The sequence below is a fragment of the uncultured Pelagibacterium sp. genome (assembly GCF_963972885.1).
In the GTDB taxonomy this organism is placed as follows: domain Bacteria; phylum Pseudomonadota; class Alphaproteobacteria; order Rhizobiales; family Devosiaceae; genus Pelagibacterium; species Pelagibacterium nitratireducens.
Genome location: NZ_CAXAXY010000053.1, coordinates 1 through 21,138 on the forward strand (window position 1 = coordinate 1; position 21,138 = coordinate 21,138).

General features: G+C 59.8%; 26 protein-coding genes. 4 read left to right on the forward strand and 22 right to left on the reverse strand.

Annotated elements, in window-relative coordinates; all coding sequences use genetic code 11:
- A partial coding sequence (locus tag AACZ55_RS09980; protein ID WP_339645745.1) for a saccharopine dehydrogenase C-terminal domain-containing protein occupies nucleotides 1–970 on the reverse strand: 970 nt, incomplete at its 3' end.
- A gap of 171 nt (nucleotides 971–1,141) precedes the next feature.
- Between AACZ55_RS09980 and AACZ55_RS09985 the strand changes: the two genes are divergently transcribed.
- Nucleotides 1,142–1,573, forward strand: a complete 432-nt coding sequence (locus AACZ55_RS09985) for an Lrp/AsnC family transcriptional regulator (RefSeq protein ID WP_338608225.1) — start codon at nucleotides 1,142–1,144, stop codon at nucleotides 1,571–1,573.
- On the opposite strand, the gene AACZ55_RS09990 is transcribed toward AACZ55_RS09985, so the two are convergent.
- The 8 genes from AACZ55_RS09990 to AACZ55_RS10025 all read right to left on the reverse strand — a co-directional run bounded on the left by AACZ55_RS09990 (nucleotide 1,570) and on the right by AACZ55_RS10025 (nucleotide 9,873).
- Complete coding sequence (locus AACZ55_RS09990; RefSeq protein ID WP_338608224.1) at nucleotides 1,570–2,373, reverse strand: hypothetical protein; 804 nt, start codon at nucleotides 2,371–2,373, stop codon at nucleotides 1,570–1,572. The genes AACZ55_RS09985 and AACZ55_RS09990 overlap by 4 nt on opposite strands.
- A 203-nt stretch (nucleotides 2,374–2,576) precedes the next feature.
- Nucleotides 2,577–3,203: a DUF4893 domain-containing protein gene (locus AACZ55_RS09995; protein ID WP_339645747.1), complete on the reverse strand. Its 627-nt coding sequence runs from the start codon at nucleotides 3,201–3,203 to the stop codon at nucleotides 2,577–2,579.
- 85 nt (nucleotides 3,204–3,288) lie between these two features.
- Nucleotides 3,289–4,341: a sn-glycerol-3-phosphate import ATP-binding protein UgpC gene (locus AACZ55_RS10000; protein WP_339645749.1), complete on the reverse strand. Its 1,053-nt coding sequence runs from the start codon at nucleotides 4,339–4,341 to the stop codon at nucleotides 3,289–3,291.
- Between the two features lie 5 nt (nucleotides 4,342–4,346).
- On the reverse strand, nucleotides 4,347–5,195 hold the full coding sequence (gene ugpE, locus AACZ55_RS10005; protein ID WP_338608221.1) for a sn-glycerol-3-phosphate ABC transporter permease UgpE: 849 nt from the start codon (nucleotides 5,193–5,195) through the stop codon (nucleotides 4,347–4,349).
- 13 nt (nucleotides 5,196–5,208) lie between these two features.
- The gene (gene ugpA, locus AACZ55_RS10010) at nucleotides 5,209–6,093 is read right to left on the reverse strand and encodes a sn-glycerol-3-phosphate ABC transporter permease UgpA (RefSeq protein ID WP_338608220.1); all 885 of its coding nucleotides are present in this window, start codon (nucleotides 6,091–6,093) and stop codon (nucleotides 5,209–5,211) included.
- 111 nt (nucleotides 6,094–6,204) lie between these two features.
- A complete protein-coding gene (gene ugpB / locus AACZ55_RS10015) occupies nucleotides 6,205–7,533 on the reverse strand; it encodes a sn-glycerol-3-phosphate ABC transporter substrate-binding protein UgpB (protein ID WP_338608219.1) in 1,329 nt (442 codons plus the stop codon).
- 220 nt (nucleotides 7,534–7,753) lie between these two features.
- A complete protein-coding gene (locus AACZ55_RS10020; RefSeq protein ID WP_339645753.1) occupies nucleotides 7,754–8,956 on the reverse strand; it encodes an RNA methyltransferase in 1,203 nt (400 codons plus the stop codon).
- Entirely contained in the window at nucleotides 8,953–9,873 is a 921-nt protein-coding gene (locus AACZ55_RS10025; protein WP_338608217.1) for a ribokinase, read from the reverse strand. Before AACZ55_RS10025 ends, AACZ55_RS10020 begins: the two co-directional genes overlap by 4 nt.
- Nucleotides 9,874–10,092: 219 nt before the next feature.
- On the opposite strand from AACZ55_RS10025, the gene AACZ55_RS10030 reads away from it, so the two are divergent.
- The gene (locus AACZ55_RS10030; protein WP_339645756.1) at nucleotides 10,093–10,554 is read left to right on the forward strand and encodes a helix-turn-helix domain-containing protein; all 462 of its coding nucleotides are present in this window, start codon (nucleotides 10,093–10,095) and stop codon (nucleotides 10,552–10,554) included.
- Nucleotides 10,555–10,804: 250 nt separating this feature from the next.
- Nucleotides 10,805–11,608 carry a YbaY family lipoprotein gene (locus AACZ55_RS10035; RefSeq protein ID WP_339645759.1) on the forward strand — a complete coding sequence of 268 codons (804 nt, stop codon included), beginning with the start codon at nucleotides 10,805–10,807 and terminating at the stop codon, nucleotides 11,606–11,608.
- Here AACZ55_RS10035 and AACZ55_RS10040 read toward each other — a convergent pair.
- The 8 genes from AACZ55_RS10040 to ureC all read right to left on the reverse strand — a co-directional run bounded on the left by AACZ55_RS10040 (nucleotide 11,600) and on the right by ureC (nucleotide 17,610).
- A complete protein-coding gene (locus tag AACZ55_RS10040) occupies nucleotides 11,600–12,091 on the reverse strand; it encodes an MmcB family DNA repair protein (protein ID WP_339645762.1) in 492 nt (163 codons plus the stop codon). The two genes, AACZ55_RS10035 and AACZ55_RS10040, sit on opposite strands and share 9 nt — an antisense overlap.
- 426 nt (nucleotides 12,092–12,517) lie before the next feature.
- The gene (gene ureG, locus AACZ55_RS10045; protein WP_339645765.1) at nucleotides 12,518–13,150 is read right to left on the reverse strand and encodes an urease accessory protein UreG; all 633 of its coding nucleotides are present in this window, start codon (nucleotides 13,148–13,150) and stop codon (nucleotides 12,518–12,520) included.
- Entirely contained in the window at nucleotides 13,147–13,854 is a 708-nt protein-coding gene (locus tag AACZ55_RS10050) for an urease accessory UreF family protein (protein ID WP_339645768.1), read from the reverse strand. The genes ureG and AACZ55_RS10050 overlap by 4 nt, the downstream gene beginning before the upstream one ends.
- Nucleotides 13,820–14,296 (reverse strand): urease accessory protein UreE, encoded by a 477-nt coding sequence (locus tag AACZ55_RS10055; RefSeq protein ID WP_338608211.1) that lies wholly within the window; start codon nucleotides 14,294–14,296, stop codon nucleotides 13,820–13,822. Before AACZ55_RS10055 ends, AACZ55_RS10050 begins: the two co-directional genes overlap by 35 nt.
- A gap of 60 nt (nucleotides 14,297–14,356) precedes the next feature.
- Nucleotides 14,357–14,734: an MliC family protein gene (locus AACZ55_RS10060; RefSeq protein ID WP_339645771.1), complete on the reverse strand. Its 378-nt coding sequence runs from the start codon at nucleotides 14,732–14,734 to the stop codon at nucleotides 14,357–14,359.
- A gap of 71 nt (nucleotides 14,735–14,805) precedes the next feature.
- Nucleotides 14,806–15,126, reverse strand: a complete 321-nt coding sequence (locus AACZ55_RS10065) for an AzlD domain-containing protein (protein WP_338608209.1) — start codon at nucleotides 15,124–15,126, stop codon at nucleotides 14,806–14,808.
- Nucleotides 15,123–15,848 (reverse strand): AzlC family ABC transporter permease, encoded by a 726-nt coding sequence (locus tag AACZ55_RS10070; RefSeq protein ID WP_339645773.1) that lies wholly within the window; start codon nucleotides 15,846–15,848, stop codon nucleotides 15,123–15,125. Before AACZ55_RS10070 ends, AACZ55_RS10065 begins: the two co-directional genes overlap by 4 nt.
- 49 nt (nucleotides 15,849–15,897) lie before the next feature.
- Nucleotides 15,898–17,610, reverse strand: a complete 1,713-nt coding sequence (gene ureC / locus AACZ55_RS10075; protein WP_339645776.1) for an urease subunit alpha — start codon at nucleotides 17,608–17,610, stop codon at nucleotides 15,898–15,900.
- 158 nt (nucleotides 17,611–17,768) lie between these two features.
- Here ureC and AACZ55_RS10080 point away from each other — a divergent pair, with 158 nt between their 5' ends.
- On the forward strand, nucleotides 17,769–18,446 hold the full coding sequence (locus AACZ55_RS10080) for a hypothetical protein (protein WP_339645778.1): 678 nt from the start codon (nucleotides 17,769–17,771) through the stop codon (nucleotides 18,444–18,446).
- A gap of 88 nt (nucleotides 18,447–18,534) precedes the next feature.
- On the opposite strand, the gene AACZ55_RS10085 is transcribed toward AACZ55_RS10080, so the two are convergent.
- The 5 genes from AACZ55_RS10085 to AACZ55_RS10105 form a co-directional block, all read right to left on the reverse strand.
- Nucleotides 18,535–18,846: an urease subunit beta gene (locus tag AACZ55_RS10085; RefSeq protein ID WP_338608205.1), complete on the reverse strand. Its 312-nt coding sequence runs from the start codon at nucleotides 18,844–18,846 to the stop codon at nucleotides 18,535–18,537.
- Between the two features lie 10 nt (nucleotides 18,847–18,856).
- A complete protein-coding gene (locus AACZ55_RS10090; protein ID WP_339645780.1) occupies nucleotides 18,857–19,447 on the reverse strand; it encodes a HupE/UreJ family protein in 591 nt (196 codons plus the stop codon).
- A 12-nt stretch (nucleotides 19,448–19,459) separates the two neighbouring features.
- A complete protein-coding gene (locus AACZ55_RS10095) occupies nucleotides 19,460–19,762 on the reverse strand; it encodes an urease subunit gamma (protein WP_338608203.1) in 303 nt (100 codons plus the stop codon).
- A gap of 13 nt (nucleotides 19,763–19,775) precedes the next feature.
- Nucleotides 19,776–20,612 carry an urease accessory protein UreD gene (locus AACZ55_RS10100; RefSeq protein ID WP_339645782.1) on the reverse strand — a complete coding sequence of 279 codons (837 nt, stop codon included), beginning with the start codon at nucleotides 20,610–20,612 and terminating at the stop codon, nucleotides 19,776–19,778.
- Nucleotides 20,612–21,138, reverse strand: a 527-nt coding sequence (locus tag AACZ55_RS10105; protein WP_339645784.1) for an ATP-binding cassette domain-containing protein, incomplete at its 5' end; no start/stop codon positions are given. The genes AACZ55_RS10100 and AACZ55_RS10105, both read right to left, overlap by 1 nt.

A 21,138-nucleotide genomic window follows, 5' to 3' on the forward strand; every position in this document is an offset into this window, starting at 1 on the left:
CGAGCACCGTCAGGATGCCCGCCGCCGTCGTGATCTGGATGGCCGAGCGTTCCTTCTTGCCCACGAACCCCGAGAGCACAGTGCGCTCGAAAATCTCGTGCGCCGGCTTACCGTCCTTGGTGCCGGTCACATCGACCCGGATCACCACCATGTCCTGCCGGGTCGTGGTCAGCGCATGCCGGAAAATGTCCAGCGCCAGGTCGCGCCGGTCCTTAAGGTTCAGATCGTTGAGCAGCAGCTTCATGATCCGCGCATGGCCGGGATAGCGGATGGTGCGATAGTTGAGGCTTTTGACCTTGCCCAAGAGCTTTTCCGGGGTCGAGCCCAGCCCGCCCGACGTGTTGAACGCTTCGTAAGCCACCCCGTCGATGGTCAAGTCCTCGATATCCTCGAGCGGCGCGATTTCCGCCATCTTCCCATTAACGATCGCCTCGCACGGCTCGCAATATTCGTTGATTACCCCCTCGGGCGACCAGGTCAGCGCGTAATTGAGCACATTGGTGGGAAACTGCGGCAGCGCCCCCACCTTCATCGCCACGCTGTCCAGCGTATCGAACTGTTTGGCCAGACTCATCGCCGCAATGGCGATGAACCCCGGCGCCAGCCCGCATTGGGGGATAAAGGCGGTCTCGGCCTTTGCGGCGATCTCTTTCACCCGCCGCGTCGATTTCACGTCCTCGGTCAGATCGAGATAATGAACCTTTGCCGCCGCCGTCGCTTCGGCGATCCGCGTGGTCAGCGAATAGGGCGCCGCAGACAAAACGGCAAATTTCCCAGAAAGGATTGTTTCCAGTTCTCCCGGCTCGGCCACTTCACACCGCGCCGTCTTCACCTTCGCGTCGATATCGAGCGCGGCCAGCGCTTCGGCCGATCGGTCCACCACCGTCACCGCGAAATCGCCGCTCTGGCTGGCCATGTCCGCGATGGTCGCACCGATCCGTCCGGCGCCGATCACAACGATCTCTTTCATCCCAAAACCCCTCTTGGTCAAAGATCACAAATGTTGTGGCACCGAACGCTCAACTCCATAGCTTTTGGCGCCAATGTTTTTCATGATGACACACAGTTTCGTTGATTTGCAGCCCGCAATCAGACAGAATAACGGCGCGAAAAGCGCAAATAGACGAAAATTTACGCCACAATGACGAAAATTAACGCCGACCGCCAACTGATCGCCCTGCTGCGCGAAAACGCCCGCATGCCGGTTGCCGAAATTGCAAGAAAGCTAGGAATTTCAAGGAGTACGGCCCAGTCGCGCCTCGAAAGGCTCGAGCGCAACGGCACCATTGCCGGCTATGTCGTAAAGCTCTCCTACGACTATCTCGCCGGCCAGATCCGGGCCCATCTGATGGTCACGGTCTCCCCCAAGCTCGCGCCTAAGGTCTTCAGATTCTTAGATGATTTGATAGAAGTCCGCGCTGTCCACTCGGTCTCGGGCAGTTTCGACATGATCGTCATCGTCGAAGCCCCCTCCGTCGCCGAACTCGACTCCGTCATCGACAAAATCGGTGCGCTCGACGGAGTCGAGCGCACCATGTCATCAATCATTCTCTCAACGCGGATCGACCGTTAAGAGCCGGATTTGCCTTGGAATTCCGCCACGGTATCCGCGGCAATCTGCTGCAGAAAAGCGGCGGTTTCACCATCCAGCCGGCCGAAATAATCATACTCCAGCCCCACCGGCGAAGCGTCATAAAGCGTCGCATACGTCGTCGCCGCCGCCAGATAGGTGCCGGCCAGACTGGGGTGGCTATGGTCGAACTCCATATGCAGTTCGAGGTCCGGCCGCTCCTCATAGGCCCTGGCAAACGCCAGCCCCACAGGGATCACCAGCGCGTCCACTTCTGCCCCGACATCGGTATAAAGCGCGGCCAGATTTGCCGTCATTTCCGGGTCGTGGCTGTTGTGCCCTTCGGCATAGGCGTGGCTCATGTAAAGCACTGTTTGTGCACCGCTTTCATCGATCAGCGCATCGGCGGCAACCACCGCGTCCCGGAAGCGTGCACTGCGCGATTCCGAATTGGCCGCCGCGCTGTGGCCTTGCAAAATCACCACATCGAAAGGTTCCTCATACCCGATCGCATCGGGCGTGAGGTAGTGCGCGAAGGGGTGCATGTCGAGCGAACCGCCCGAAATGGTGATCGAGCGATAGGCCAGATCTTCGATCCCCTCGCCTTCGCCAACCATGCGGCTGGTGTGATTGTGCAGACTGTCATTGTAATAGAAATACGAATTGCCAACGAACAGGATTTGCCTGGGGGCATCCAACCCGACATCGGAAGCGCCCGGCTGAGCGGCCATATCCTGGCCGAATGCTGAAGTCGAGGCGAGCAGAACCATGGCTCCAACAAGGGAGCGGGTAGCAATAGTCATTTGATTTTCCTCCATAATCCACACGCCTGTGCACTGAGAGGTCACACAGGGATGGACGTTGATGGCTAGTCCTGCATCGGGACGGCAGCAACCGGCGGACGAAGAAATATCGCGTCTTTTTCGCGCACGACCTGGCCAATGGGTGGAAACGGGAACATTATCCCCGCCTTCGTGTAGCGTGTTACACCCATCTTCGTGATCGGCTATTTGCGGATCTCATAAAGCCGGAAGCGGTTTGCGTTTGGCGCGAATGCCATTAGGAAGTGATTTTCGCCGATTTTGTAGATTTCAGCCACGGCATCGAACTCGCGTTGCTCATCGGTGACCTCGCCCGGGGTCATCGCTGAATAAATCCTCGGACCCTCATAGCCGTAATAGAGGGCGCCGACAAAGAACACGCTTTCGGCGTCAAGCTGAGCCATCAGGCCCCGATGCCGCTGACTGCCCGAGTCCTTATCAAGGACCATGGCCTGACCCTCAGGATAAATCCGGGCGGGAAAATACTGATAGATGAAGGCCCCGTAATCGGTCGCCTGCAGCGAACGCATCCGCCAGGCCCCTTCAAGTTCGCCAATCGAGAATGGCAGATGCTCCGCCTCGACCAGACGTTGAAAGTCCGGAATGGAATCAAGAGTTTCCTGATCCTCGGAGCTGTGTTTGAGCTGGTCGAGCAACCCCTCGAGCCCGGCCGCCCAGCCTTGGGCCAGCGATTGGTCCGCAGGATAGAGCTGGCCGAACAGTGTTTTTGCGTAGTCGCTGGTATCCGGAGCTTGACCAGGCGCGGGAACGCCGAGCATCGCTGCCATCAGAATGGTCACAAGGCGCGTCACTGTCGTCCTCCGATAAGCCCCTGGCCGATTGGGTCGCATCTGGAACAGTGAACGCGCTCTGCGGCACGATTCTGGCAAAGCCCTTTTAGCGCACGATTTTCCGCCCGGTGCCCGCGTCAAAGCAATGCAGATGCGCGTATTGGACAAAGAGCGGCAGCCTGTCGTCATGCTCACCGGGGTGAATGCCCTGTGTACGCAGCACCAGTTCCTTGGCGATCCCCTCCGCATGGGCATAGACCAGACTTTCCGATCCAACCAGCTCGACGGCGTCCACTATGACATCGAGCTTGAGATGGGGCTCGGCCGGCGGCATCAGCGTTATGTCTTCGGGCCGGATGCCGATGGTGCCACACTGGGGTGAAACGAAGTCGGGCAGAGCGCCCGCCACCCGTGCAAGCGCCTGGGTATCGAGTAGGTTCATGCCCGGTGACCCCATGAAGCCGGCGACAAACACGGATTCGGGATTGGTGTAGATGTCGAGCGGCTTGCCGACCTGTTCGATTTTTCCGCCATTCATCACCACCAGCTTGTCGGCCAGCGTCATGGCTTCGAGCTGATCGTGGGTCACATAGACCGACGTTGTGCCCAAGGTGCGCTGCAGCCTGCGAATTTCAACCCGCATTTGCCCACGCAGCTTGGCATCGAGATTGGACAGCGGCTCGTCGAACAAGAATGCCTTGGGCTTGCGCACGATGGCCCGGCCCATGGCCACGCGCTGGCGCTGACCGCCCGAAAGCTGACGCGGCTTTCGGTCGAGAAAGGCCTCGATTTCGAGAATGCGCGCCGCTTCATTGACGCGCTCTTCGATCTCGGCCTTCGGCGTCTTGCGGTTTTTCAGCCCGTATTCGAGATTGCCGCGCACGCTCATATGTGGATAGAGCGCATAGTTCTGGAACACCATGGCGATGTCGCGTTCGGCCGGTTCGAGCTTGTTGACGAGTTTTTCGCCGATCCGAACCTCGCCCGACGTGATGGTTTCCAGCCCGGCCAGCATGCGCAAAAGGGTCGATTTTCCGCAGCCCGAGGGGCCGACGAGAACGACCAGGTCGCCATCCTCGATCGACAGGTCGATGCCTTTGATCGCCTCGACATTGCCGGGATAGATCTTGCGGACGTCGGAGATTTCGATTGTAGCCATTGGTGTTATTTCTCGGTTTCAACCAGGCCCTTGATAAACAGGCGCTGCAAGAGGAGGACGACGAGCACGGGCGGGACCATGGCCAGCATCACGGTCGCCATGACAAGGTTCCAGGCCGGCTCCCGATCGGTATTGGCCATCAGCCGCTTGATACCCATCACGATTGTATAGAACTGCTCCTGGGTCGTGATGAGCAGCGGCCAGAGATATTGCACCCAGCCATAGATGAACATGATCACGAACAGCGCGGCGATGTTGGTGATAGAAACGGGGATCAGGATGTCCTTGAAGAACTTCATCGGACCCGCCCCATCGACGCGTGCAGCCTCCATCAGCTCTTCGGGCACTGTCATGAAGAACTGCCGGAACAGGAACGTGGCGGTCGCCGAGGCGATCAGCGGAAGGGTGAGCCCGGCATAGGAATTGAGCATTCCAAGATTGGCGACGACGGCAAAGGTCGGAATGATGCGCACCTCGACGGGCAGCATCAGCGTAACAAAGATCATCCAGAACGCCAGCATCCGGAAGGGAAAGCGGAAATAGACGATGGCGAACGCCGAGGTGATCGAAATGGCGATCTTGCCCACGGCAATGATCATGGCCATCCAGAACGAATTGCCCAGCATCAGCCACACTGGCGGCGTACCCGCAACCTCGAGACCCGAACCCAGCATCTGCGAATAGGTGGCGCCCATGTTGTCGCCCGGCAGAAGCGGCATCACGCCGCGCACGAAAGCCGAAGGTTCGTGGGTGGAAGCGATGAACGCGACATAGACCGGAAAGGCGACGATCAGAACGCCGACGATCAGGATCAGATGGGTGAGGAAATCGAGCCAGGGCCTGTTTTCAACCATGTCTGAGGCCTTCCTAGTAATTGACCCGACGTTCCACGTAGCGGAACTGGATGAAGGTGAGGATGATCACAATGCCCATCAAAAGAACCGATTGGGCCGATGAAGAGCCGATGTTGAGCCCTGCCACGCCGTCAGTATAGACCTTGTAGACCAGCGTCATCGTTGACTGGCCCGGTCCACCTCCGGTCGTGGCGTCGATCACCCCGAAGGTCTCGAACATCACGTAATTGATGTTGATGATCAGAAGGAAAAACGTCGTCGGAGAGAGCAGCGGAAAAACGATGGTCCAGAACCGTTTGAACGGTCCGGCGCCATCGATTGAAGCGGCTTCGGACAGCGAGGCGGGGATTGATTGCAGTCCGGCGACAAAAAACAGGAAATTATAGGAAATCTGCTTCCACGCGGCGGCGATGGTGATCAGCGTCATCGCTTGTGTGCCGTCGACGCGATGGTTCCAGTCGATGCCAAACCACTCGAGCACATAGGGCAAAAGCCCGATCGTGGGGTTGAACAGGAACCACCAGAGCACGCCTGCCACAACCGGCGCTACCGCATAGGGCCAGACCAGAAGGGTGGTATAGACTTTCGCGGTGCGCAGGATCCTGTCGACGCAGACGGCCAGGAGCAGCGCAAACCCCATCGAAAGCACAGTGACCGAAACGGCAAACACCGCAGTTCGGCCAAGCGCATTGAGATAGCTCGGATCAGAAAGGATGCGGGTGTAATTTTCGAACCAGACGAATGTGGTCCTAAAGCCGAACGGATCTTCGCGCTCGAAGCTCGATTTGACGGCCTGGCTGGCTGGCCAAAGAAAAAAGATTGCAGTGATCACCAGCTGCGGCGCCAAAAGCGCGTAGGGAAGCCAGCGATTGGTGAAGATCGACCGTTTGGTCTGCATTGAGCGCCCCTGGGTAGCGTCTCATCCACCGGTCTTCTTGTGTCGGACCGGTTTGATGGACGAGACCCCGGCCCAATAAGCCGGGGTCCCATTGATGTTTCTCGGATCCGCTTAGGAGTTGGCGGCCTGGAAATCACGCAGGATCTGGTTGCCGCGTTCGACGGCAGAGTCCAGAGCTTCCTGGCCGGTCTTTTCGCCAGCCAGAACCGACTGCAGCTCCTCGTCCATGACCATGCGGAACTGCGGCATGTTGCCAAAGCGCAGGCCCTTGGAGTTTTCGGTCGGGGCGTTGAGGTTGATCTGCTCGATGGCGATATCGGCACCGGGGTTTTCGTCGTAATAGCCCTGTTCCTGGCTCAGCTCGAAAGCAGCCTGGGTGATCGGCAGATAGCCGGTGCCCTGGTGCCATTCGGCCTGAACCTCGGCCGAGGACAGGTAGTCGAGGAAGGCGGCTGTCGCCTGGTACTCGGCTTCGTCATGGCCCGAAAGAACCCACAGGGTCGCGCCACCGATGATCGAGTTCTGCGGAGCGCCTTCGATGTCGTCATAGATCGGCAGCATGCCATAGCCAACTTCGAAATCGGCATTGGCGATAACGCCGGCGCGCGAGGCGGACGAACCCATATAGATGGCGCACTCGCTCGAATAGAAGGCCGGAGCATTGTCCGAACCACCGGCCGGGCCGCCATAAACAAAGATGCCTTCATCCTGCCAACGGGCCAGATCGTCCCAGAAGCGGGCGAGTTCGGGGCTGTTGAAGGTGTATTCGGTATCAAGGCCACCAAAGCCGTTTTCGAGCGAGCCGTAAGGCAGGTTGTGGAGCGCGGAGAAATTTTCCGAGCCGATCCACGTGGCGGTGTAAGTGATCGCCATGCCGCAGCTTGCAGCGCCCGATTCAATGATCTGGCGCGAGAATTCTTCGGCCTGCGCCCAGGTGGAGGGCGCAACTTCGGGATCAAGACCGGCTGCTTCGAACACGTCCTTGTTGTAGTAAAGGATGGGGGTCGAAGAGTTGAACGGCATCGAGAGCATGTTGCCGTTGGTGTCGGTGTAATAGCCGGTAACGACCGGGAGATACACGGACGGGTCGAAGTCGTTGCCGTGTTCTTCCATCAGCTCGTAAACCGGATAGACGGCGCCTTCGGCAGCCATCATGGTGCCGGTGCCGACTTCGTAGATCTGGACGATGGTGGGCTGCTCACCGGCGCGGAAAGCGGCGATCGCGTTGACCATGGTCTCTTCATATTCGCCGCGATACGAGGCGTTTACGACGTAGTCTTCCTGAGAGGCGTTGAAATCCTCGGCGATGGCGGCGACGCGCTCGCCCAGTTCGCCACCCATCGAGTGCCAGAAAGAAATTTCGGTCTGGGCAAACGCCGAGGAGGCGCCGGCCAGAAGCGCTATGCCAGCCGTGGAGCTGACGAGCAATGTCTTGAGCATGATTAGGTCCAAACCCTGATTGATCTGTCGGCACCAAGCCAAATGCGATGCCGTTGCCAGCGCAGACCTAGGCCCAAGCGATAAAACTGGCATGACGGATCGACGACGGTTTTGTGACTGTGGAGAACCCAACGGAACGGGCGGCTCCGCCAGATTGCCCCACGCTGCTGGGCCGCCGGAACAGCGACAATGCGACATCGCTTGCAGCCGCCTGCCGCCGTCAGGTTCGAGTGAACGCGGCGAACACTTCGGTGTGTGTTGAAAAAGCGAACTGGTCGACCGGCGTTACCTTGCCGATGCGATAACCACCAGCGATCAGAATTGCAGCATCCCGGGCAAAGCTCTGAGGGTCGCAACTGACATAGGCTATGGTTTTGACTTTCGATTGCGTCAGTTCTTTCACCTGGGCTTGCGCCCCGGCGCGGGGCGGATCGAGTACGACAGCGTCGAAGCGGTTGAGTTCGAAAACGCCGAGCGGTTCGCGAAACAGGTCGCGGCGTTCTGCAGTTATGGGTTTGAGCCCTTTGGTCTTGCGCTTTGCTGTATCGAGCGCGCCGATCGCTGCGGCATCGGAATCGGCGGCAAACACCGGGGCTATTGCCGCGAGCCGCAGGGCAAAGGGACCGATGCCGCAAAAAAGATCTGCGACCTGCTTGGCGCCCTCGACCGCCTCGATAACCAGCGACGCGAGAACATCTTCGGCATCCGCCGTTGCTTGCAAAAAACTCGATACGGGCAGGGCCACACTCGATTGGCCCATCGCCATCGTGGGCGCACGCAAAAGGATCAAAGGTTCACCGTTGAGGGAGAGCCGGGCAAGGTCGAACTTTTGAGCGATCGCCGACAGCCTTGCGCTGGGCTTGGCGTTCTTGGCGCGGATGGAGACATCGAGTCCCATGTCGCTGGCGGTAAAGCTGATGTCACATGGTCCCGCCACCGCGGCAATGGCGCGCGCGATTTCCGGCGCGCGGACCAGGGCGGGCACGAGAATGGGGCAGATATCGAGATCGTGGATCGCATGGCTGCGCAGCGCCATGAACCCGGCCTCCGATTTCGTGGCATGTAACGTGGCCCGGCGACGGCCCGCACCATGAGCGACGATCGGGTCTGCCACATCGGCTTGAACCGCGGCGCGTGACAGGGCATCGACGACGAGGCCACGCTTGAACTGCCGATAGGCCCCCGCTTCGAGATGCTGTAGCTGGCACCCCCCGCATGCACCAAAATGGGGGCAGAAGGGTTCTCCCCGCGCGGGACTGGGGTCGATGATATCGACAAGGCGGCCGCGATTGCCGTCAATCTGGGCAGTGACAGTTTCCCCTTCCAGCGTCAGGGCGACAAAGACCGGTTTACCATCGAGCGTGGCAACGCCCTCGCCCCGATGGCCGAGACGGTCGATGGCCAGGGTTTCGATACGGGTCATCGTGCTCCGGCTTCGACATCCGCTGCGATACGGTTTTCCACAGCCAGGCGTTCGGGAATGGATGGCTGGGCGCCTGGCGTCAGGCACGCCAGACCGGCCGCAACCGAAGCCCGCTTCATTGCCGGGGACAGCTCGGTTCCTTCCGCCAGGCCGGCAGCCAGATAGCCTACGAACGTATCGCCGGCACCGACGGTATCGACCGGTTTGATCTTGAGCGATGGAACAGTGGTGACCGCCCCTTCAGCCACCGCAACGGCGCCGCGCGAACCGAGCGTTGCCACGACAGTATTACCAAATTTTTCCGAGAGCCAGACAACGGCTTCGGTCTCGTCAAGCTTGGGAGCGTCCAGCATTTTGAGCACCCCGGCCAATTCGGTCTCATTGACTACGAGGACGTCGACATTGTCCAGAAGTGCCAGATCAAAGTCCATGAACGGCGCAAGATTGAGAACGACTTTGGCGCCATTTTCGCGAGCCAGCGCTGCGGCGCCCAGCACCCCCTCCATCGGTGTTTCCAACTGCAGCAGGAGATAGTCTCCATCCACAATGCCGGCGTGCTCGAGCGCCGCTGCCGTCAGTCGCGAATTGGCGCCGGGCAACACGGTAATCATGTTCTCCCCCGCGTCATCGACGATGATAAGGGCAGTCCCCGTGTGCCGGTCCATCCGACGCACTCCTGACAGATCGATCTCGGCCTCGCTCAGAAGGGCAAGGGCGCGTGTCGCAAAATCATCACCTCCGACGCACCCGACCATTTTGACCTCCGCGCCAGCCCGGCTCGCGGCAAGTGCCTGATTGCCACCTTTCCCGCCGGGCGAAAATTCGAGGCTGGTGCCCAGCACGGTTTCGCCTGGCCGCATCAGGGTGGGTGCGTGACCAATCAGATCGATATTGATGGAGCCGAACACAACGATCACGGCATTTGTCCTCCCGATATGTTTTTCTTCTTGTGCCAGAGGAAAAGCATTCAACTCAAATGATTTTCCTTGCGGCACGGCAGAGATTGCCGTCGGCCGATGGCCGGGCACCGGATCTAAGCAGGTTCACCTACCGGCCACCTCAAGAAAACGTCATGCGCAAGATCGTCCTATGACACCGAACAAAGGCGGTTCATTCGAATTGGCTGGGGGTGCACCATGGGTCAAGGCGCCGATGTTGGCGCGACTTTGCGCGGCTATCGCGCCCGGTTTTCCATCAAACAGGACGCCTTGGCTCGCGCTCTGGGCGTAAGCCAGGGTCAGCTCTCGCGTTGGGAAAGCGGGCGGGAGAGGCCAGGGGCCCGCAATCGCGATATCATTGATGCTTTGATCCATGGTCGGGCCGATCCCCTGCTCGCAGGATTGATCCATTACGTCCGGGGCGCCCGCGCGCCATTGGCGCTCTTCGACGCCCGGCTGGCCATCGTCGCCGCCAGCCCGACCCTGACCGGCATGGGCGCTCCGCTTGCGCGTTTGGCTGGCTGTTCGATCCGGATATCAACCCCGCACTGGATACATTGCAAAAACGCTTTGTTGCCATGTCGAAATCGGGGAAGGTTCTTGTGCTCGAAGTCCCGTTTTCCCATGAGGCTCTGCCGTGGGCCTGCTACGGTCGGTTGACTGTCAGTCGTATCGGTTCCGATATCACCGCCATTGCTGAAATGGTCTTCACGCCGGATGAAAGACAGACGGTGCGTCAGGTTTCCCTGCGAGCTGCGCCAGGTCCGGCGCGTTAGCTGGAAAGAGCTCGCTGCCAAGGGGACTGGCCCAACAATCCACCTGCGCGCATCCGTTCAGCCTCTGTTCAGCGCACGGAACCCACAAGGTTGGCCATTCATTTATTGCTCGAAAGATCAGAAAGACTTTAGCCATGAGATCCGTCGCAAAACCCATCGGCCTTTCGGCGCTCGCAGCGATCACGATGGCCGGCTCGGCCTTTGCGGATACGCTGACCATCACCGGCGACATCGCGTATCGTGAACGCATGGCGCTGCCTTTAAATGCGGTAGCCACGGTGTCGCTCATCGACGTGTCACTGGCCGATGCGCCATCCACAACAATAGCCGAAGACGTCATTGACCCCGCCGGCCAGGTCCCGATCGGCTTTGTCATCGATTTTGACCCCGATGCTATCGCCGAGGGCCATTCCTACGCTATCGCGGCGCGGATAGAAGTCGATGGCGAACTCTGGTTCATCAATGATACCACCATTCCGGTCGAGCCGCTGACCCGGACCGAACTGGTGTCAGTGCCGCTGGTCAATGCGCGTGGCACCGAGCCTGCGCCTCAAACCGGTGATGGGAAAAAAGCCGGTGCGGACCTCCCCGCCGATCTGGCCGGTACAGGCTGGGTGTTGACCACGCTCGGTGCCTCTCCCTCGGCCAAGGGCGTGGAAACGACGCTCGTTTTCGGAGAAACCGATCCGTCTTTGGGCGGCATTGGTGGTTGCAATACTTACGGCGGGTCCGTCACCGTCCAAGACGATGGGAACCTCTCGATTTCAGATATCTTTTCAACGATGATGGCTTGCGAAGAACCCGAAATGGATCAGGAACACGCCTTCTTTGACGCTTTGGGCGCGACATCGAACTACAGCATCAACGATGAGACGCTCACGCTCCTCGATGGAGAGGGAAATACTGTCGCAACGCTTGCGCCGCACGCCTCAGAATAGGCCTTCCTTGTGGGTCTCGGGGTCCATCAGTGCGTGGACCCTGTCGGCCCCCAACCTGGCGAGCTTTAAAAGCATGGCCTTGCGCCGCGCCCCGGGGAGAGGATCGTGCTGTGCGTGGCGCAGGATGTCCCCCCAATGGCCATCAGCCACCATCAGCCCTTCTTCTGCGGGAAAGATTTCCGCATCGAGCTCCGGCGGCTTGCAGAAAAAGAACCGGTCGCAGAAATCCTTGTAGTTTGGCCATTTGGTATCGACCTTATAGTCCATAAGGCTCGATTTGATTTCCACGATCCAGATTTCGCCCTTTCCACCAAGAGCGATCACGTCGGCGCGCCGTCCGTTGGAAAGCGGCACCTCGGCAAAGCACGTCATGTCATGAACCGAGCGTAGAAAGCGCATCACACCCCGCTGCACGCGCAGCGCGGTGGGTGACTGACGCCCGTCGACAATTTGCGGTTCGGTACCGGATTCGGTTTGGCTCATGTTCCCATTTTATTCTTTCTGAGCGGGAGTGGCCAGACACTCGGTGTTTCATAAATGAAATGAACATTGCGAACACATCCGTAGCGCCCGCGGGGCATCTGGGCGCACAGTCGACCTACTCGGCGAATTCCTTTCGCCCTCCGCCATCCATCTTTCAAATGAAGGAAAAGGCGCGCGGCGCGCGCCTGAAAGGCTGCTCCATGTTCCGATCTTTCTCCTTGATGCTGCGCGATTGGGTCGCTTTCCACCAGACCTATGGCGCGCTGAGACGGCTCGATTCCCATCTGAGGCGCGATCTCGGGCTAGCCGACGCGGATCTGCGGCGCATCAGCCGTAAGGTCATGCACGAAAATGGCCCCATCAGCCTGCTTGCGCTGCGTGAGGAAGATGAAGACTCGCAACCGGACGTCAGGGGCCCTGCTGCCCCTAAAGCGCAATTTGCGTGCGGGCCAGCCCGCCGTGACGCTCAAGAAACGCAACGATTTCATCGACCCCCTTACCCCGCTTGAGGTCGGTGAACACGTGGGGCTGGCCGTTGCGCATCCGGAGGGCATCGGCCTCCATCACGCCCAGATCCACTTCGACATAAGGGGCCAGATCGGCCTTGTTGATGACCAGCATGTCCGAGCGCGTAATGCCCGGTCCGCCCTTGCGCGGGATTTCCTCTCCCTGGCAGACCGAGATGACATAGAGCGTGATGTCGGCGAGGTCGGGAGAAAATGTGGCTGCCAGATTGTCGCCGCCCGATTCGATAAAGACGATATCGAGGTCGGGGATGCGCCCATTGAGCTCGGCGATGGCCCGCAGATTGATCGAGGCATCTTCGCGGATCGCCGTATGCGGGCAGCCGCCGGTTTCGATCCCCAGGATCCGCTCTTCGGGGAGGGCCTGCAGGCGCGCCAGCATCATGGCGTCTTCCTTGGTGTAGATGTCGTTGGTGACCACCCCCACCGAATAATCCTCGCGCAGCGCCTTGCAGAGTTTTTCGGTGAGCGTGGTCTTGCCCGATCCCACCGGTCCCCCGATCCCGATACGGAGCGGGCCGTTTCTTGAACTCATGATCGAAAAATCCTTACCCTGAGGTCTTCATGCTTCTGGCTTGCAATATCGGTGCCATAGGACAAGCCCGAAATGTCGGTCAATTGGGCCGAGAGCGCCTCTGTGCTCAGCTGCGCGATTTTTGCTTCCAGGCCCGCCTGAACGGCAAGGCCCGCCGTTTGCCCCAGTGGAATGAGCCGGACACCGACCGAAATCTGTTGCGCCACCGCGCTGTTGGCAAAACCAGCGATTGCCGCTCCCGGTGAAACGCGGTGCAGGCCAGCAGTTGCGCCAAATGCAATCGGCAGGGCCATGGGTCGCTCGAAAACGGCGCTGAGCTCTTTTGGTGTGGACGTTGGCCATGCGGAAGCCGCGTCGAGAAAAGATTGCGCCTGTTCGCGTGTTTCCTTGTCACGCTCGGCCGATATTTGCAGGGCGAGACACAGTTGATTGGCCTCGGCAAGCGCCGTCCAGTCGCATGTGGTCACCGCGCGGGCAGCGATGGCGAGAAAATAGGCATCGGTGCGCAGGCTGCCGCGATGCAACTGACCGCCGATCCAATCGGAAAGTTGACCGCCATCGCCGACGCGCCCATCGGCAACGGCCGTTTCAAGGCCCTGGCTATAGGCAAACCCGCCGATGGGAAACGCCGGTGAGAGCCAGGAAAACAGCCGGATCAGCGCGGTCTGCTCATCCATGGTGATGATGCGCGTTCCCGTTCTCATGGCCCCAATAGGCACCGCGCAGCGGCGAAAACGGCGCGTTGATCTCCGCGACTTTTGCCCCCAGCCCTTCCAGCATGTCCTTGATGACGTGGTCGCGTCCGATCAGAAGTCGTTGGGGTACGCCGGATTTCGCTTCAATCTGGCAGGGCAGGTGCCGGTTGCCGATATGCCAGCACAATTGGGAAAGGTGGGTCGTGCTGTTGCCGGTGATCGCATAGAGCGGTTCTTTGGCCGCGACGATTTCGGCGAAACGCCCGTCCTCGAGCTTCAATGCATCGCCGGTTTCCAGCGCCACGGTTTGGGGCAGGTCGACAAGAACATCGAGCCCGTTATCGAGTGTCACCAGCTTACGGCGCAGCGCACGCTGGTCGTGCGCCAGCTCAACGCGCCCGGCAAGAGCCCCTTGCCATTTGCCTTTCGTTTCAACGCCTGTCGCGCGCATGCCATCCTCTTTGCAAGCCTTTTTCGGTCATGGCATCCGATGCAAGAAACACGCCAGAGATCACGGAATGTCCTGAGCCGCGTGACAGGTCACCGGTTCGGCCTCGGCCTCCTCGGTGCCCTCCATGATGTCGGTGAACATTGCCTCATTGCCGCGCGACCACCATTCGTATTGCCCTGAAACATAACGCGCACCCGAGGCGGAGATGACGTTGACGAAAATCATGTCCTCGCCCTCGATCGGCACAATGGCAAGAAAGGTCGGATGGGCATTGATGTATTGCACACTCATCGGTTCATCGATCCCGTCGCACTGATAGGTCATCACATCGCGTTGCGCGTTGCCCTCGAATTCGAGAACGAACTGCATTGAGGTTTCCACGGCACTGGCGGGCAACGCGGCAAGAGCCAGACAAGCGGCGAATACAAAGGACTTCATGGGCGGCCTCCTCTAAGATCTAGCGGATCAAACCTAACATCGGATTCCGGGCAGCACCATGACCGGTCCGGTCACACTATGGCAAAGACCAGCCCATAGACGATGGCTCCACCAAGCGTTGCCAGCGAAACATCGCGACACCAGAAATAGATGGCAATCACCGCCCCCGAGCCCCCAACGAGCGGTGCAATGGCGTGCAGATCGGGCGAGAGCATGGGTAGGATCGCGCCGACATAAAGCGCAGCGATAGCCGCCGGTCCGGTTGCCGACAAGAACCGGCTCAGTGGCGCATCGGGATCACCCGTGCCACGCATGAACCGCGTCGGCAAAAAACGCAGCATCCAGGTCCCCAGCCCGACCAGCAATGTGATGATCAAAAACTCGGTGTTCATGTCCGTCTCCGGATCACAAGACTCGACAAGGCGCCAAAGATCATCCCACCCAATATTCCGACGGTGGGTGAAATCAGGACAATCAGCGGAAGCGTGACGCACGCGGTAACGATCACCACGGGGATGTGCTCTTTGGTGAGAAGCGAAAGCACCATGGCCAGAAACAGCGCCGGCATCAGAAAGCCCATGGCTGCATCGACCGCTGGCCAGGCCGCAAGCGATGTGCCCAGCAGGGCTCCGATCGCTGTCCCGGTCACCCAGGAAAGATAGGGGCCCGCGGCGATGCCGAACATGAAGCGCGGCGAAAAGTGATCCTTTGTTCGATTGAGCGCAATAATTGCCGACCCGAACGCGCCGTCGGAAAGGAAAAAGCTCCACGCCCAGGCATGACGCCGGGTTGCTCGGTCCCGAGCCGCTTCAAGGATGGCCGGACCGTAAAAGACATGCCGCAGATTGGTGGCGATGATCGAAAGTGCGGTGATCAGGATCGGCGCGCCCGCACCGACAAGCGCCAGAACCAGAAACTGGCTCGCCCCCGCATAGACGATCGCCGAGAGCATGATGGCCTCGAGCGCAGAAAACCCAGCCTTGATCGCGGCGATGCCGAACGCAATGCCGACCAGCACATAACCGATGGCTATGGGCGTTGACGCGCGGGCGCCGGAGCGGAAGCTGGCAAGGGGAGAGGACATCAGAAAGTCATAGACGATGGACAGTGCCACCCTCTATAGGACCGATCCTGTTGGAAGGCCAGATGCCTTCCGACGCGCCCTAGAACAGGAAATACCTCTGTGCCATGGGCAAGACATCGGCGGGTTCGCAGGTCAGCAATTCCCCATCGGCCCGCACTTCGTAGGTTTCCGGATCGACGGTGACGTCAGGCGTGGCGCTATTATGGATCATGGCCGATTTGCCGATACCGCCGCGAGTGTTGTCCACCGCCAGCATGGACTTGTTGACGCCCAGATCGTCCTTGAGCCCGCTATCGAGCGCCGCCTTTGAAACAAAAGTCACTGACGTGTTTGCGGTAGCTTTGCCGTATGCGCCGAACATAGGGCGGTAGTGCATGGGCTGCGGCGTCGGAATCGAGGCGTTGGGGTCGCCCATCGGCGCGGTGGCGATCATTCCGCCCATAAGCACCAGTTCGGGCTTAACGCCGAAAAAAGCCGGGCTCCAAACCACCAGATCGGCGCGTTTACTCACTTCGATAGACCCGATATGGGTCGAAATGCCGTGAGCGATGGCCGGGTTGATCGTGTATTTGGCAATGTATCGCTTGACCCGGAAATTATCGTTATCCTCGTTCTCCTCGGGCAGGGGGCCGCGCTGGCGCTTCATCTTGTCGGCGGTCTGCCAGGTGCGGATGATCACTTCGCCCACCCGGCCCATGGCCTGGCTGTCCGAGGCAATGATCGAAAACGCGCCGATATCGTGAAGGATGTCCTCGGCGGCGATGGTTTCCTTGCGGATGCGGCTTTCTGCAAACGCCACGTCTTCGGCAATGGAAGGGTCGAGATGGTGGCAGACCATGAGCATGTCGAGGTGCTCGGCCAGCGTGTTGCGCGTATAGGGGCGCGTCGGATTGGTCGATGAAGGGATGACGTTTTCCAGCCCACACACCTTGATGATGTCGGGGGCGTGTCCGCCGCCGGCGCCCTCGGTGTGGAAGGCGTGGATGGTGCGTCCCTTGAAGGCGTTTATCGTGTCTTCGACAAAGCCCGATTCGTTGAGCGTGTCGGTGTGGATCATCACCTGCACGTCATAGGCATCGGCCACCGATAGGCAGTTGTCGATGGCGGCAGGCGTCGTCCCCCAGTCTTCATGCAGCTTGAGAGCGGCCGCGCCACCCATGATCATTTCCACCAGTGCCTCGGGCTTTGAGGCATTGCCTTTTCCGGCCAGCGCGATGTTCATGGGAAATGCATCAAGCGATTGGATCATCCGGCCCAGATGCCAGGCGCCGGGCGTGCATGTCGTGGCCATGGTTCCATGCGCAGGGCCGGTGCCGCCACCCAGCATGGTTGTCACCCCCGAGGTCAACGCTTCCTCGATCTGCTGGGGACAGACAAAATGGATGTGGGAGTCGAACCCGCCGGCGGTTACGATCTTGCCTTCTGCGGCAATGGCTTCGGTGCCCGGCCCCACGATGATGTTGACCCCCGGTTGGGTATCTGGATTGCCCGCCTTGCCGATCGCGGCGATCATACCGTCCTTGAGCCCGATATCGGCCTTGTAGATTCCCGTGTGATCGACGATCAGCGCGTTGGTGATCACCGTATCGACGGCGCCTGCGGCACGAGTAACCTGTGATTGCCCCATGCCGTCACGGATCACCTTGCCGCCGCCAAACTTTATTTCCTCGCCATAGAGCGTGAAGTCCTTTTCCACCTCGATGAACAGCTCGGTATCGGCCAGCCGCACCTTGTCGCCGGTCGTTGGGCCATACATGTCGGCGTAGAGCGCGCGGGAAATTCTGGCAGCCATTATCTGCTCCTCGTCAAAGGTAAAGTTCAGCCTCTTGGTCAGGCGTGGTCCAATTTGAATGCGTCCGATTGCCTCTAAACAAAATGCAACCGCCAGCCCGTTTGCTCGTTTGTAGGCTCCAGAGGGGCGGTAAAACCGAACTCAAACGGAGAATGAAAATGAATAAGCTCTCTGCTCTTGCTCTTGGCACGGCTCTGACTCTGTCGATGCCGCTTGCAGCCATGGCCCAGGACGCTGACGCTGGTGTCACCCTTGACGGTGGCGTCCAGACCGAACTGGGTGGCGAAGACGCTAACGCCGATGTTGGAGCCGATGCCGGCGTTGATGTTGGCGTGGACGCCGGCATGCCTGCTGAAGGCGCCGGTGAAACAAGCGTTGGCGTGGATGCCGATGCTTCGGCTGGTGCTTACACCTACGCCGATCTCGACGATGCGATCCATGGCGCCGGCACTGCCGACTTCTCGGCTGTGACTGCGGATACCGATATCGAAATCGTTGAAATCTCCTCGCTCGGCGAGGACGGTGAATTTACCGCCGACGCTTTCGCGGAGTCGCGTGCCGACTTCGAGGCCGATATCGACCTTCTGCAGTCCAATATCTCGGGTAATGCCGACATCACGGCTGCTCTCGAAGCCGAAGGCTATACCGAAAGCGAAGTTCTCGCCGTCTGGACCCAGGCCGATGGTTCGCTGACGGTCTTTGTCGACAGCCAGAGTTCGGCTGAAGCCGAAGCGGCTGAAGACGCCGGACTTGCCGACGATGCCATGGAATCTGACATGAGCGTTGAAGGGGAGGCCGAAGCGGATGCCTCTGTCGAAGGTGAAGCGGCGCAATAAGCGTCGACTTGAAAATGTTAGGGGGCGGGGTGCCAAGGCACCTCGCCTCTTTTTTTGCCCGCAATGGAAAATGCCGGCCGCAGTCATATCATCTGTCCAGCGAACCCATGACCATCTGGCGAAATCCGAAGATCCGGCGGTCGCCGTCCAGCGCGACAAGGGTCACCTCACGGGTTTGACCCGGCTCGAACCGCACGGCCGTACCGGCCGCAATATCGAGCCGCATGCCGCGTGTGCGCTCTCTTTCGAAGGCCAGCCCGGCGTTGGTTTCAAAAAAATGGTAGTGGCTACCCACCTGGATGGGCCGGTCTCCGGTGTTGGCAACCTCGAGCGTCACGGTCTCGCGTCCCGCATTGAGTTCGATGTCGCCGGGTTTGGGGATGATTTCGCCTGGGATCATGTCGCTGTCCTTAACCTGCGATAACCAGCCATAGCCCGCCAAGCGCCGTCAAACCGCCTGCGATCCGTGTACCGATGGCACCGCGCGTCGTCGCCAGAGCCCGGCCAAGACCGACGCCCAGCGCAACGCCAACCGCGTGAAGCAACGCCGTGGCGACAAGAAAGCCGCCAGCATAACCGAATGCGCCAGCCTCACCCATTTCCCCACCATGCGCGTGGCCGTGAAACAGTGCAAAGAAGGCAACAACGGCGCCGACGCCAATTGCCGGCAACGGCAGGGCGAGGGCCACCATGATGCCGATAAAAATTACCGAAGCCAGAATGACCGGCTCGACGAACGGGAGCGGCATTCCAACCAGTGCCGCGCCGAACCCGACCGCCATTGTGCCGACAAAGGCGGCCGGTACCGCCCACAACGCCTTGCCGCCAACCGAGGCGGCCCATAGGCCCACGGCGACCATGGCCAGGATATGATCGAGTCCAAACAGGGGGTGGGTAAACCCGGCTGCAAACGAGCCGTGTTCAAGAGGATCGAGATGGGCAAAGGCGGGCGCCGTGCCGGCAACAATAAGCACGAGGGCCGTAAAAAGACGTCTGAGCATGAGGTGGGCTCCTTAGCGAATGGGAGAATGGACGGTGACCAGTTTGGTCCCGTCCGGAAAAGTTGCTTCGACCTGGATGTCATTGATCATCTCGGCAATGCCCTCCATCACCTGATCGCGCGAAATGACATGCGCGCCCGCTTCCATCAGTTCAGAGACCGGACGACCGTCGCGGGCGCCCTCGACAACGAAATCGGTAATCAGTGCGATCGCCTCAGGATGGTTGAGCTTGACGCCGCGCTCGAGCCGTCGCCGCGCCACCATGGCGGCCATCGAGACCAGCAGCTTGTCTTTTTCCCGCGGTGTGAGGTTCATGTTGCCGCCCCTTTTAGAGTGACCAGAGCTTGGGAACGGCCCCGGCTCCTGAAAGCGCCGCGATTGCCGGCATGATGATTTTGCGCAGATGATAGCCTGACCGGCCCGTCGCCCGCAGCACGATTTTCTCCCCGATACGCGATACCCCGGCAGTGGGGTGATCGGCGATCAGGGCCTTGAGATGTTCAACCCGCCGCTCTGCATCCTTTGCGATATAGCACAGCGTTCCATAAGCCCGTGCGCCCTGCAGAAGAGCGCTGTTGGCCCGTGCCGGCATATCGTGCGCATCGAGCCGGGCAGCCTCGGCGTGGATGAGTTCGCCATCGCGCCGCACGCGCCAACGATCTGAAATCATTGCCGAAACGGCATCTTCCCCATGTGCCTCGCGACCGAGAATGACCACTTCAAGCCCGAGGAATGTCGCATCTCTTGCCATATCGACGTCAATTGTCCGCTCCAGCTCCGAGCCGTCGAACACAATCGTTTCCTGCGGCAGCCAGTCGAGCCGGGCTCCCGGCTCAACAGACAGCGTGGTGGTAACGCGCGCCGCTCCGCCGGTCGAACGATAGATGCGCTCGCACGCCTGCGTGGTGATGGCCAGATGGGTGTTTGCGGCAGCCGTCGCCGACCAGGCCATCCTGTCGCCGCCGGTCAAGCCCCCGGATGTATTGATCAGCACGGCTTCAAGCCAGTTGCCGTAGGCCTTGGGTATTCGGATCTTGCCGCAGCCGTACTGATAAAGCGTATCGAGTACCGACAAGCCGTCGCGCGCCTTGATCGTGACGCGGCCCTCGCCTTCGGCGCGTTGCAACCGGGGCGTACCACCCTGGAAAACCGGACTTTCGAGCATCAGACCATCAAATGCCGTTTGACGTTGGGATCGTCGAGATCGGAGGCGGGGCCCTCGTGCATGATCTCTCCTCGATCCATGACATAGATATGGTCACTCAATTCGCGGCAGAAATCGAGATACTGTTCGACCAAAAGGATGGTCATGCCCATCTCATCGCGCAAAAACTGCAATGCCCGCCCGATATCCTTGATGATCGAGGGCTGTATCCCTTCGGTGGGCTCATCGAGGACCAGAAGGCTGGGGCGGGTCACCAGCGCCCGCCCTATGGCCAATTGCTGCTGCTGCCCGCCCGAAAGGTCGCCCCCCCTTCGGCTCAGCATGGTTTTGAGCACGGGAAAGAGCTCAAAGATCGTGTCGGGAATCGAACGATCCTTGGGCTTGAGCGGCGCGTAGCCTGTAAGCAGGTTTTCCTTGACGGTAAGCAGCGGAAAGATCTCGCGCCCCTGCGGTACATAGCCGATGCCCATTCGGGCCCGCGTATAGGGCGGAATTTTCTTGAGTTCGAATTCTTCGAACCGGATCG

Coding starts and splice junctions, on each gene's coding strand:
- AACZ55_RS09985 (WP_338608225.1), top strand. CDS start 1,142: ATGACGAAAATTAACGCCGACCGCCAACTGATCGCCCTGCTGCGCGAA.
- AACZ55_RS09990 (WP_338608224.1), bottom strand. CDS start 2,373: ATGACTATTGCTACCCGCTCCCTTGTTGGAGCCATGGTTCTGCTCGCC.
- AACZ55_RS10000 (WP_339645749.1), bottom strand. CDS start 4,341: ATGGCTACAATCGAAATCTCCGACGTCCGCAAGATCTATCCCGGCAAT.
- ugpE (WP_338608221.1), bottom strand. CDS start 5,195: ATGGTTGAAAACAGGCCCTGGCTCGATTTCCTCACCCATCTGATCCTG.
- ugpA (WP_338608220.1), bottom strand. CDS start 6,093: ATGCAGACCAAACGGTCGATCTTCACCAATCGCTGGCTTCCCTACGCG.
- ugpB (WP_338608219.1), bottom strand. CDS start 7,533: ATGCTCAAGACATTGCTCGTCAGCTCCACGGCTGGCATAGCGCTTCTG.
- AACZ55_RS10020 (WP_339645753.1), bottom strand. CDS start 8,956: ATGACCCGTATCGAAACCCTGGCCATCGACCGTCTCGGCCATCGGGGC.
- AACZ55_RS10030 (WP_339645756.1), top strand. CDS start 10,093: ATGGGTCAAGGCGCCGATGTTGGCGCGACTTTGCGCGGCTATCGCGCC.
- AACZ55_RS10035 (WP_339645759.1), top strand. CDS start 10,805: ATGAGATCCGTCGCAAAACCCATCGGCCTTTCGGCGCTCGCAGCGATC.
- AACZ55_RS10040 (WP_339645762.1), bottom strand. CDS start 12,091: ATGAGCCAAACCGAATCCGGTACCGAACCGCAAATTGTCGACGGGCGT.
- ureG (WP_339645765.1), bottom strand. CDS start 13,150: ATGAGTTCAAGAAACGGCCCGCTCCGTATCGGGATCGGGGGACCGGTG.
- AACZ55_RS10050 (WP_339645768.1), bottom strand. CDS start 13,854: ATGAGAACGGGAACGCGCATCATCACCATGGATGAGCAGACCGCGCTG.
- AACZ55_RS10055 (WP_338608211.1), bottom strand. CDS start 14,296: ATGCGCGCGACAGGCGTTGAAACGAAAGGCAAATGGCAAGGGGCTCTT.
- AACZ55_RS10060 (WP_339645771.1), bottom strand. CDS start 14,734: ATGAAGTCCTTTGTATTCGCCGCTTGTCTGGCTCTTGCCGCGTTGCCC.
- AACZ55_RS10065 (WP_338608209.1), bottom strand. CDS start 15,126: ATGAACACCGAGTTTTTGATCATCACATTGCTGGTCGGGCTGGGGACC.
- ureC (WP_339645776.1), bottom strand. CDS start 17,610: ATGGCTGCCAGAATTTCCCGCGCGCTCTACGCCGACATGTATGGCCCA.
- AACZ55_RS10080 (WP_339645778.1), top strand. CDS start 17,769: ATGAATAAGCTCTCTGCTCTTGCTCTTGGCACGGCTCTGACTCTGTCG.
- AACZ55_RS10085 (WP_338608205.1), bottom strand. CDS start 18,846: ATGATCCCAGGCGAAATCATCCCCAAACCCGGCGACATCGAACTCAAT.
- AACZ55_RS10090 (WP_339645780.1), bottom strand. CDS start 19,447: ATGCTCAGACGTCTTTTTACGGCCCTCGTGCTTATTGTTGCCGGCACG.
- AACZ55_RS10095 (WP_338608203.1), bottom strand. CDS start 19,762: ATGAACCTCACACCGCGGGAAAAAGACAAGCTGCTGGTCTCGATGGCC.
- AACZ55_RS10100 (WP_339645782.1), bottom strand. CDS start 20,612: ATGCTCGAAAGTCCGGTTTTCCAGGGTGGTACGCCCCGGTTGCAACGC.